We start from the raw sequence: 10,432 nt of genomic DNA, 5'->3' as shown, positions 1-10,432 counted from the left end.
AGGTGCGCGATGTGCGCGAGGAACTCGGTGCGGTCGGCCCACTCGCCGTCGGTGCGCTGGCGGTAGTCGGGGGCGAAGTGCCGCTCGGCGGCCTCATCCAGGCTGAGGCCCGGGGTGAGGAGCAGGTCGGTCAGGGCGGTGCGGATGTCGGTGCGGACGGTGGTGCTGGTCATGGCGGGTCCTTGGGAGCGGTTTCGGATGGGGGTGTGCGGTGCTTGGTGGGGTGGGTGTCAGGCGTTGGTGGTGGCGAGGGTGTCGTCGAGCCAGTCGTAGATGCGGGCCAGGGCGAGGCGCATGGCGCCGGGGTGGCAGTGGGCGCCGGCGCCCTCCGCCACGGTGAAGTGCATCAGGGTCTTGGGGCAGGTGAGGTGGTCGTAGAGCTGCGCGGGCTGGCCCTTGAAGAACTCGTCCTCCTCGGCGTCGCAGACCAGGGTGGGGCACTGGATCTTCTCGGCGATGCCGCCGGCGAGGGTGTGGTCGAGGTAGGCGGCACCGAAGGCGCGGGGGGTGTCGACGCCCATGACGTACATGCCGTGGTTGAACGCCCAGCGTGCGGTGGGGTTGTGGGCCATGACCGCGTCGAGGGCCGCGTCGAGCTCGGGAGCGTGCTCGGCGCGCAGCAGCCGCTCGGCCTCCTCGCGGTCGTAGGGGGTGAAGCGCACGGAGACCTCGCCGAGGTCGAAGACACCGTCGACGGCTATGCAGGCGGCCAGCCGGTGCTCGAAGGCCGCGGCCCTGGGGGCGAGCAGGCCGCCCATGCTGGAACCCAGCAGCGCGATCCGGTTGTTGTCGACCTCGGGGAGCGTCTCGGCGAAGTCGATCACAGGGGTGATGACGTTCTCCCAGTCGGTCCGGAAGACCAGGCCCTGGTGGTGGAGCGGTCCGGGCTGGCCGGGACCGTCGAAGGCCAGCACGGTGTAGCCGCGCTCCACCGCCGCCATCGCGCCGCCGAAGTGCATCTCCTCGGCGGTGCCGTCGAAACCGGAGTGCATGATCACGGTCGGGCGCGGCGTGCCGGAGGTGTCGACCCGGTAGAGGTAGCCGGGCAGCGTGGTGCCCTCGTAAGGGATCTCGACCGGCTCGATGACCGGGGTGAACAGCGCCGCCGCCGCCCGGAAGCAGGCCACGCTGCGGTCGTACGCGTGGTCGTGGCGGGGATCGCACGGGTTGCCGTGCAGGAAGAACTCGGCGGAGCGGTAGTAGTTGGAGGCCCGCAGGAACCCGTCCCGGGCGCTGACCTTGTGACCTGCCTTCAGCGCGCGCTCGGCCTCCTCGGCCACCCGGTCCGCGGTGGCCAGCCACTCGGTGTGCCAGCTGTCGTAGTCACCCTCGACGATGCGCTCGCCGGTGGCGACGACCTCGCCGAAGTCGGCGCCGCCGTAGGCGATGTGGCTCATCGAGCGCAGGGTCTCGTACCAGAACTGGGTGTTGTTCGGGAACAGCAGGTTCTTCATGACAACCTCCTCGGCATTAAGCACTGATCTGTGCTTGTGATGAGGACTGTAGACCCCCGGGCGCCATTAAGCAAATATCTGTGCCTGCGAGTTGGAAGAGGAAGTGCCTCCGGAACAAGCCGCCGCACGCACCCTCACCTCGCCGGCCGGCCCGGCGGCATCCCGTACGCACCCGCCAAGAACGCCGCCACCCTCGGCGACGGCCACCAACCCGGCACCGCGGACCGGCCGTACTCGCAAACCCGGTCGCAGGACGGCGGGGAGGTAGGTGCACAGCAGGGTCTGCTCGCAGTCGACGACCGCGCCGGCGGCGCCGAGTCTCGCGTCCGGCGCGACGCTGAGCGGCGGCCAGGAACGGCATGGACCGCGAGTGGAAGGAGGACATCCCGAGCCGCCGGGCAGTCAGAACGAGCTGCGGCGCACCCTCGGCCGGCCCCCGCCCGCCACGTGCTGCCGAGCAGGCGCCGCTCCAGCCAGCTGATGACCTGTTGCAGGATGGTGGGGCCGAGGTGGCGGTTGGGATCGCACACGGCCAGGTGGTCGTTGTCGGTCAGGTGGTGGTCGCCTGCGCGCGGGATGCGGGCAAGGGCGGTGCAGAGCGGACCGACAGCGGGGCCGACCGGACCGCGGGGCACAGCCTCCAGCCCGTGCCGGGAGCCGTGGGCGGCCTCACGCGCCCGATCGACGACCTGCCCGCGGTGGTGCTCGGCGCGCAGAGCCTGCTGGCATTCTGGGTCCCCGTCCACGCCGGCCGCCCAGGTGGAGGCGCATGCCGCCGCGCCCGCACCCACGCCGCTGCGTCAGAACGGCGGCGAGACGGCCCCCTCGCCGACGGCGGACCTCACGAACCCGGGGGAACCTGCCCCGAAGGCCGCCGCCAGGGTGTACGCCAGCGCGGCTTCCAGGCCGGTCACGGCAGCGCCGGGACTCCACTGCGCCGCCACACTGCCGTCGGCCGAACGGCGCAGTTCGCCGATCCGGGCCCCGTCGCGCCGCAGGACACTGCACCTGGCGGTGGTGGGCGTGAAACGGTAGTCGTGGCCGCCGTGGCGGACATCGACGCGCCGGGAATGCCTACCGAGGACGGCCTTCCCGCCTTTCGAGCCACCGCGGGCGCGCAACCCTCAGGGCGGGCGCCAGGACAGCTGGGGCACCGTGCGGATCCTTCTCCCGGGGCGCCCCGCCGGCACGGCACAAAAGGGGGGAAACTGGCATGGCGGACATCAGCGGTGCCGGCAACACTGGAGTGAGTGAGGCGCACCGAACTCGAGGAGCTCCACGAGGGCATGGACGCCATGGACCCGGTCAACCCCCTCGAAGCGCCCGCAACGACCCACGCCCACGTCGGCCACGAGGTGGCCGCGCCCACCCCGTACCGCATCCGGACAGCGGGCCCGCGCGGCAACCCCGCCCATAAAACCCGACTCCGCACACCCTCGCGCATCCAGAATGCCCCGGCGGCCCGATCGGACGCCGACCTGCCCGCTGCCCGGCACCAGCAGAAGGGGTCGCGGTCGGCCACCATCCACTCGCCGGACTCCACATCGCCGCCATCTTCATCCGGTCAGCAAGATGCTCCGAACGAAACAGCCTGGGTCAGGTACTTGCCCTGCAGGGATGAGGTGGCCGCGTCGGCCACGTCGGCCCGGGGACCGGCCATGCACTCCTGGAGGAACCCTCGAACGCGGGGGCCTGTCCATCCCGCCGCGGCTACGGCAGCCCAGAATCGGAGACCGTCGAGAGGGTCCAGGGGTCCGAGGAAATCGAGAACGTGGTCGATCGTGGCCCCATCCAGTGTGAGGCGCTGCACGGCGACGGCGCGCAGGGCGCCGTCGGCGAGCATCGGAGTGCCGGCGCCCAGACACCAGCGCAGCGAATCGACCGTGCCGTCGGGGGCGCTGAGCCGGACAACGGCGTCGCCGAGCGCGACATACACCGTGGTGGCCTCGAAAGGGCGCTGGGCAAGATCACGGAGCATGCCGAGAGCGGCCCGGTGGCCGCACGTTCCGAGGGCCATCACGATTTGGTACTGGGTCTCCCATGTGCGGGCGTCACGAACCTCCCGCTGAAGGGCCTCCATCAGCGCCGGGCCCGCGGCCGGGCCGGCGAGCCGGCGCAGGCGCGATGCGGCGGAACGCCGCTTGGGTGAATGCCGATGGCCGAGCTGCGCCACGGCCCCGTCCAATGTCAGTGCCATCGCGACCCCCTTCTCGGCGACTCAGTCTTCGTCGGCAACGTATGCCCTTGCTCCGACAGGGCGATTCGGCCCCGTACGGCGGACCGCCCCCACCCGTCCACCAAGATGATCCGGCACGGGACGACCCCGGACCACGGATCAGCCGAAGTCGGTGGACAACTCGTCGCCGGCCGGACCGGCGTCCTCGCCCCAGTCCCGCCCGGCGCGGGCGACCCGATGCGCCCCGTTCAGTCGATGTCGTGCAACGTGCCCGCCGGCAGGCCGAGTTCGCGTTCGGCCGTGGTGAAGACGAGGGTGTCCAGCGCGGGGTGGGTGAACGGCGATGTGTCGTTCGCGTAGGTGCCGAGTCCGTCGATCGCCACCAGGATGACCAGGCACGCGCCCAGCGGGTCCGGGGTGGTGAACTCGCCGGTGCGCACGCCGTCCTCGATCACGGCGGTCAGGGCGTCGCGCATGATCGCCTCCTGCTCGGCGACCACGGCGTTCAGCGTGGGGCGGTAGCGGGAGAGGTGGCGGGCGTTGAGCCAGAGCCGGCCGAAGTCGACGAAGTCCTCGCCGTTGAGGCGGTGCAGCAGGCGGCCGAGGCGTCGGGTGGGCGCGAGCACGGCGTCGGCCTGCGGGAGCAGCGACTCGCGTTCGCCGGTCACCGCGCAGGCGAACGCCTCGCACAGCAGCTCGTCGATGCTCGGGAAGTAGTGGCCGATCAGGCCGGGGCGCACCCCCAGCTCGTCGGCGACCTGCTGCATCGTCGTGCGTTCCAGTCCGCGTTCCAGCGACAGGCGGGCCGCGGCCTGCAGGATCTCGCGCCGGCGCTCCTCGGCGGACTTGCGGGTCCGGGCGGCCTGGGGGGTTGACGTCATGAGGAACAGCCTATTGGATATCGCACCAACAGGCTATTGGTGTCAGCATCAATAAGGGTCGGCTCCCCTCGCCGCCACCCTCCCGGGCCTCACCCACCCGGGGCGGTGCCGCCGTCTCCCCCACCGAAGGAACCCCCATGGAGCGTTCTGCAACCGGCCCCGTCGTGGCCGCGGCCTCCTCCGGACAGGACCGCGCCGGTTCGTTCGAGAGCCGCGGCATCGACTGCGTACCCGACTCCGAGCGGCACGGCCGGGCCCGCGAACTGTTCACGCTCTGGGCCGCGCCGAACGTGAGCTACCTCAGCTTCGTGGTCGGCGGCGCCCTGATCCTGACCGGCCTCTCGCTCGCCGAGGCCCTCGCCGTCACCGTCGCCGGCAATCTCCTGTGGCTCCTCACCGGCTTCATCGCCGTCAGCGGCCCCGCCGCCGGCACCTCCGGTTCCGTGATCTCCCGCGCCATGTACGGCGTCGTCGGCAACAAGGTCGTCGTGCTCACCGGCTGGCTGATCGCCTCGCTCTACCTCGCGCTGAACTGGTCGGCGGCCTCCGTCGCCGGGCTCGGCCTCACCGGCCGGATCGGCCTCCCCGACACCCCCGCCGTGGACGCCCTGGTCGTCTGCCTGATCGCGGGCGCCACCATCCTGGTCGCGATCTACGGGCACGCGACGATCGTCCGCCTCTACGGCGCGCTGAGCATCCTGCTCACCGTGGTGTTCCTCGCCGTCACCGTCCTGGTCCTCACCCGGACCGACTGGTCCTACACCCCGGCCGAACCCCTCACCGGCCTCCACCGGCTGGCCGTCCTGGCCTCCGGATTCACCATCGTCGCCTCCGCCCCGCTGTCCTACTCCAACAGCCCCGACCTCTCCCGCTACCTGCCCCGGGACACCAGCGCGAAGGCCATCACGCTGTGGACCGCGCTCGGCGCCTTCCTGCCGAGCGTCCTGTTCACCGCGATCGGCTCCCTCGCCGCCACCACCCTCGACATGAGCGACCCGCAGGCCGCGCTGGAGAGCGTCATGCCGTCCTGGTTCGCCCCCGTCCTGGTCATCGCCGTGGTGCTCAACACCGTTGCCAACAACGGCATCACCGCCTACAGCTCTGGCCTGTCGATGCAGTCCGTCGGCATCCGGCTGCACCGCGTGCTCGCCGTGCTGGTCGTCGGGCTGATCGGCACCGCCATGACGCTCTTCGCCCTCCTGGTCTTCGACTTCCTGACCGCCGTCAACACCCTGATGGAACTCGTCGTCGTCATCACCGGCCCCTGCATGGCCGTCTACGCCACCGACATGGTCCTGCGGCGCAACCGCTACGACGGCGAGCAGCTCCATGACCAGAGCCGCACCAGCCCCTTCTGGTACCGCGCGGGCGTCAACCGGGCCGGCGCGCTGGCCACCCTCGGCGGCACCGTCGCCGCCACCCTCTGCGCCGGCACCGGCACCTGGGCCGGCCCGCTCTCCGCGGCCATGGGCGGGCTCAACCTCGCCGTCCCCGTCGGGATCCTCGGCTCGGCGGTCCTGCACTGGGCCCTGTCCCGGGCCTTCGGCACCCTGCCACCCGCCGTCGCCGTGGTGCCGCCCAGGCCCGCCGCGACCGTCCAGCACTGAGAGAGCGACCATGACTGCCGACCTCATCCTGCACGTGGCACGGATCGAGAACTTCGACCCCGTGCCCGGCCCGGCCACCGACACCGTGGTCGCCGTCCGCGACGGACGGATCCTCGCCCTCGGTGGCGAGGACCTCCTCGACCGGTGGACGGGACCCTCCACCACCGTCCTCGTGTTCCCCGACGCAACCCTCACCCCCGGGCTCACCGACCCCCACGCCCACCCGGTGTGGGGCGCCATCGAGACCGGCACCGGCCTGGACCTCGACGGCCTGACCACCCTCGACGCCGTCTGCGCGCGCATCGCCGAGCACCTCGCCGCCCGAAGGCCCGGCCCCACCACCGGCCACGCCCCCGGTCAGCCGGCCGGCACCCCGGGCAACGACGCCGAGCCCTGGGTCACCGGCTTCAACCTCGACATCAACGTCTTCGACACCGAGCCCACCGGCCACCCGTTCGAACAGCGCCTCCCCGGCGTGCCGATCTCGCTCATGACCCGCGACGCGCACTCCCTCGTCATCAGCCCCGCCGCCGTCGCCCGCACCGGCCTGACCGGCGCCGAGACCTTCGACGACGCCTCCCGGATCGCCACCGGACCGGACGGACGGCCCACCGGCTTCGTCGTCGAACTCCAGGCCATGGACCTCGTCCTGGCCCACTACCCCGAGGTGCCCCTGGCCGAGGCCGCCGCCCACGTCGCCGACCGGCTGCACCGGTTCGCCGCCACCGGCCTCACCGGCCTGCACGCACTCGACTTCGCCCCGCCCTCCGAGGACGTCTACCGGCGGATCGAGACGGACGGCGACCTGCCGCTACGGGTGCGCTGCTCACCCCTGGTACCCGCCGACTCCACCCGCGAGGTCTGGGAGACCGTCGCCGCCCAGCAGCACCTCGCCGGCCGCCGCTGGCACGTCGCCGGCGCCAAGTTCATGCTCGACGGCACCGCCGACAACGGCACCGCCTGGTTCGAACTCCCCGACCTGCACGGCCAGAACCACCACAGCCTGTGGAAGAACGTCGACCGCTACCGCGAAGCCGTCCGCTTCTTCACCGAACGCGACATCCCCACCGCCACCCACGCCATCGGCGACCGGGCCGTGCGCACCGCCCTCGACGTGATCGAGGAGACCGGCCACGCCCCGTCCGCCCCGCACCGCATCGAACACCTCGAATCGATCCCCGACGACCTGCTCCCCCGCTTCGCCGCCCTCGGCGTCGTCGCCGGCCTCCAACCCGCCCACGCCACCCGACTCACCAGCCCCGACCAGAGTGACAACTGGTCCCTGCGGATCGGCCCGCAACGAGTCGCCCACGGTTGGCGCACCCGGGACCTGCTCGACCACGGCGCCACCATCGCGCTCGGCTCCGACTGGCCGATCGGCGTCGCCGACCCGCGCACCGCCCTCGCCGACGCCCAACTGCGCCGCCCGGTCGAGCAACCGGACACCGCCCCCGTCCAACCCGGCCAGCGGATCACCGCGCGCGAGGCCTATGCGGCCATGACCCACGCCCCGGCCGCCGCCGCCGGCGCCACCGGCCGACTCGGCCGCATCGCCCCCGGCCACCTCGCCGACCTCACCGTCTTCGCCCGCAACCCCCTCGATCTGACCCCCGAGGAGCAAGCCGCCAACCCCGTCCTCGCCACGATCGTCGACGGCACCCCCCTGCACCACGCACCCTCCCCCACCGCACAGGAACGCACCCCGTGACCCCAGCATCCTTCCCCCGCCCCGACCACCGCGCGCACATCGCCGTCCACGCCACCGACCCGCGCGAACGCGGACACGCCCGCGGCCGACAGCTCGCCACCACCCTCCACCACGCACTCGACGGCTACGACCGCCTCTTCACCCTCGCCGGCATCGACCCCGCAACCGTCCGGGGCGACGCCGACCGCGCGCTCCAGGCGATCCACGCCTTCCGCCCCACCCTGAGCGCACAGATCGAAGGCATCGCCGCCGGAGCCGCCGTCGAACCCTGGCAGATCGCCGCCCTCAACGCCCGCACCGAGATCCTCGCCCGCAGCCGCGCCGTCCCGCCGGGCGAATGCTCCACCCTCGTACAACGCCTGCCCACCCCCACCGGGACCGCCACCCACATCGGAGTGCAGACCTGGGACTGGCACGTCGAACTCAGCCACGCCTGGCACACCATCACCTCCGGTGGCGCCACCCACCGCTACACCGGCATCACCGAACACGGCATCCTCGCCAAGATCGGCGTCAACAGCGCCGGCGTCGCCCTGCACTTCAACATCCTCGGCCACCGGGACGACCGCGTCGGCGGCCTGCCCGTCCACGTCCTGGCCGCGCTCCTCCTGGAAGAGGCCGACAGCGCCCGGCACGCAGTGCAGATCCTGCATGAGGCACCCCTCACCTCCTCCGGGTCCTTCCTGCTCTTCGACGAGCACGAAGCCCTGCTCCTCGACCTCAGCCCCGCCGGTATCCACGAGGCACCCGCAACCGCCCCCGGAACCTACCTGCGCACCAACCACTTCCTCACCACCGTGCCCGCCGAGCACGAGAAGACCTGGCTCTACCAGCCCGACTCCGGCCAGCGGTACGGCTTCCTCCGCGACCGGATCGCCCGCGAACCCGTCACGCAGGCACAGGACCTGATCGAACGGCTGGTGACCGGCCCCGGGGAACCCCCCGTGACCTGCATCCCCGACCTCACCGGCCCGCCGGGGCACCGCTGGGCGAGCCTGGCCACCGTCCTCCTCGACCCGGCCAACCGCACCGCCCGCGTGCTCGACGGCACCCCCGCCGAACGCACCACCCGACCCTGGCACACCCTCCACGCGTGACCGCACCTCCCACCAGCCCCACCGGTCCGGCCCGTCCAACAGCGACCCGACAGTGACGGTGAGCCGGGCCGGGCCGGGGCGACCGCTGCTGACGATGCTGTCGGTGGTGCCCGCTACGCTCCGCGGCCATGGGACTTTTCATCACCGTGGGGCTGCTGGAGGATCTGGCCTCCCACGACCCCGAGGGGCTCGCCCACCACCGCGACGCGTTCGCGCGCCTCAGCGCGGCACTCGCGGCCGTCGGCATCGACTGGCAGGAACCGGAGATCAGCGATCCTCCGGTCATAGCCGCCGTCCTGGCCGGCTTCCCCTACGACCATCTGACCCACCTGCGCCGGGCCTTCGTCCTCTCCGAGTACGGTGAGCCGGTCACCTCCGCGCTGGAGACCGACCCCGCGCAGTACGACCGCGACCGCCGGAAGATCGACGACGAGACGGCCGTGCTCGCCTCCCATCTCCTCTGCCACGCGGACGACTCCGGCTACTACGTACCGGTCGACTTCGACGATCCACTCTTCCTCGGACCCGAGGCGGGCGTCGACGGCCACGGCATGGTCGGCTCCAGCCAGCGCCTGCTGGCCGAGCTGGTCCGCCTCGCACCGTCCCTCGGCATCCACCTCGACGCCGCCGGCACGCTCCCGGCCGCCGAGGCGTCGATCCTGGCCGGCCTGCGAACCGGCGAACCCTTCGTGGCGGAGAAGTTCATCTGGCACCAGCTCTACCGCGCCTGCCGGGCCAGCATGGCCGACGGCCACGCCATCGTCTTCCACTGACACCCGACGAAATCCCCGACCACAGGCGGAGAGGGCAGGATTCGAACCTGCGCGGGCCCCAGGGGACCCTGCTCGGTCATCAGGCGCCCGATGAGTCGACCGGGGTGCCTCTCCCCACCGGGGCCCGCCCGACCTTGACGTGTCCTCGGGACACCCGATCTCAGTCTTCGGCCAGCAGGGCTTCGCGCAGCTTGCCGAGCGTCCGCTTGAGCATGCGGGAGATGTGCATCTGGGAGTAGCCGAGCTGCTGGCCGATCTCGGCCTGGGTCAGCTCGGAGCCGAAGCGCAGGGTGAGGAGTTCGCGTTCGCGGTCGGTCAGGGCGGCGATGGCGGGCTTGAGGGCCTGGCAGCTCAGGACGAGTTCGTAGTCGCGCTCCTCGAAGGCGATCCGGTCGCCGAGGGTGGGGCCGTCGTCGGAGTCGGAGCCCGAGCCGATGTCGAGGGAGCCGGCGGTCTGGGCGCGGGCGGCGACGATGCCCTCGCGGATCTCGGCCTCGTCCATGGAGAGGTGTTCGGCGAGTTCGGCGGTGGTGGGGGCGCGGTCGTGGAGCTGCTGGAGTTCGTCGGTGGCCTTGGCCAGGGTGATCCGCAGCTCCTGCAGGCGCCGGGGGACGTGGACCATCCAGCCGGTGTCCCGGAAGAAGCGCTTGATCTCGCCGGCGATGGTCGGGATGGCGAAGGTGGTGAACTCCACGCCCTGCGCCGGGTCGAACCGGTCGATCGCCTTGATCAGGCC

The 10,432-nt window shown here is 72.0% G+C and carries 8 protein-coding genes, 1 tRNA gene and 1 pseudogene; 4 read left to right on the top strand and 6 right to left on the bottom strand.

All coding sequences use genetic code 11. From position 1 onward, the window contains the following. From ABT014_RS34170 to ABT014_RS34150, 4 genes and pseudogenes are all read right to left on the bottom strand, one after another. Positions 1-173 (bottom strand): annotated as a pseudogene (locus ABT014_RS34170) (nuclear transport factor 2 family protein); the annotation flags it as partial. A 57-nt stretch (positions 174-230) separates the two neighbouring features. Continuing rightward, positions 231-1,454 carry an alpha/beta hydrolase family protein gene (locus ABT014_RS34165; protein WP_350643699.1) on the bottom strand — a complete coding sequence of 408 codons (1,224 nt, stop codon included), beginning with the start codon at positions 1,452-1,454 and terminating at the stop codon, positions 231-233. A 1,564-nt stretch (positions 1,455-3,018) separates the two neighbouring features. Next, positions 3,019-3,651 (bottom strand): HEAT repeat domain-containing protein, encoded by a 633-nt coding sequence (locus ABT014_RS34155; protein WP_350643697.1) that lies wholly within the window; start codon positions 3,649-3,651, stop codon positions 3,019-3,021. 227 nt (positions 3,652-3,878) lie between these two features. After that, a complete protein-coding gene (locus ABT014_RS34150; protein ID WP_350643695.1) occupies positions 3,879-4,511 on the bottom strand; it encodes a TetR/AcrR family transcriptional regulator in 633 nt (210 codons plus the stop codon). Positions 4,512-4,648: 137 nt separating this feature from the next. On the opposite strand from ABT014_RS34150, the gene ABT014_RS34145 reads away from it, so the two are divergent. The 4 genes from ABT014_RS34145 to ABT014_RS34130 all read left to right on the top strand — a co-directional run bounded on the left by ABT014_RS34145 (position 4,649) and on the right by ABT014_RS34130 (position 9,696). Continuing rightward, on the top strand, positions 4,649-6,118 hold the full coding sequence (locus ABT014_RS34145; protein ID WP_350643693.1) for a purine-cytosine permease family protein: 1,470 nt from the start codon (positions 4,649-4,651) through the stop codon (positions 6,116-6,118). 10 nt (positions 6,119-6,128) lie between these two features. Continuing rightward, positions 6,129-7,826 carry an amidohydrolase gene (locus ABT014_RS34140; RefSeq protein ID WP_350643691.1) on the top strand — a complete coding sequence of 566 codons (1,698 nt, stop codon included), beginning with the start codon at positions 6,129-6,131 and terminating at the stop codon, positions 7,824-7,826. Continuing rightward, a complete protein-coding gene (locus ABT014_RS34135) occupies positions 7,823-8,923 on the top strand; it encodes a C45 family autoproteolytic acyltransferase/hydrolase (RefSeq protein ID WP_350643689.1) in 1,101 nt (366 codons plus the stop codon). The genes ABT014_RS34140 and ABT014_RS34135 overlap by 4 nt, the downstream gene beginning before the upstream one ends. A gap of 128 nt (positions 8,924-9,051) precedes the next feature. After that, positions 9,052-9,696, top strand: coding sequence for a putative DNA-mimic protein (locus tag ABT014_RS34130; protein ID WP_350643687.1), 645 nt, complete (start codon positions 9,052-9,054; stop codon positions 9,694-9,696). Between the two features lie 26 nt (positions 9,697-9,722). On the opposite strand, the gene ABT014_RS34125 is transcribed toward ABT014_RS34130, so the two are convergent. Beyond that, positions 9,723-9,810, bottom strand: a tRNA-Ile gene (locus ABT014_RS34125). A gap of 46 nt (positions 9,811-9,856) precedes the next feature. Next, a partial coding sequence (locus ABT014_RS34120; protein ID WP_350643685.1) for a sigma-70 family RNA polymerase sigma factor occupies positions 9,857-10,432 on the bottom strand: 576 nt, incomplete at its 5' end.

It is taken from the genome of Kitasatospora sp. NPDC094015 (assembly GCF_040304075.1).
GTDB lineage: Bacteria > Actinomycetota > Actinomycetes > Streptomycetales > Streptomycetaceae > Kitasatospora.
This window is presented reverse-complemented; position numbering and strand designations above follow the sequence as displayed.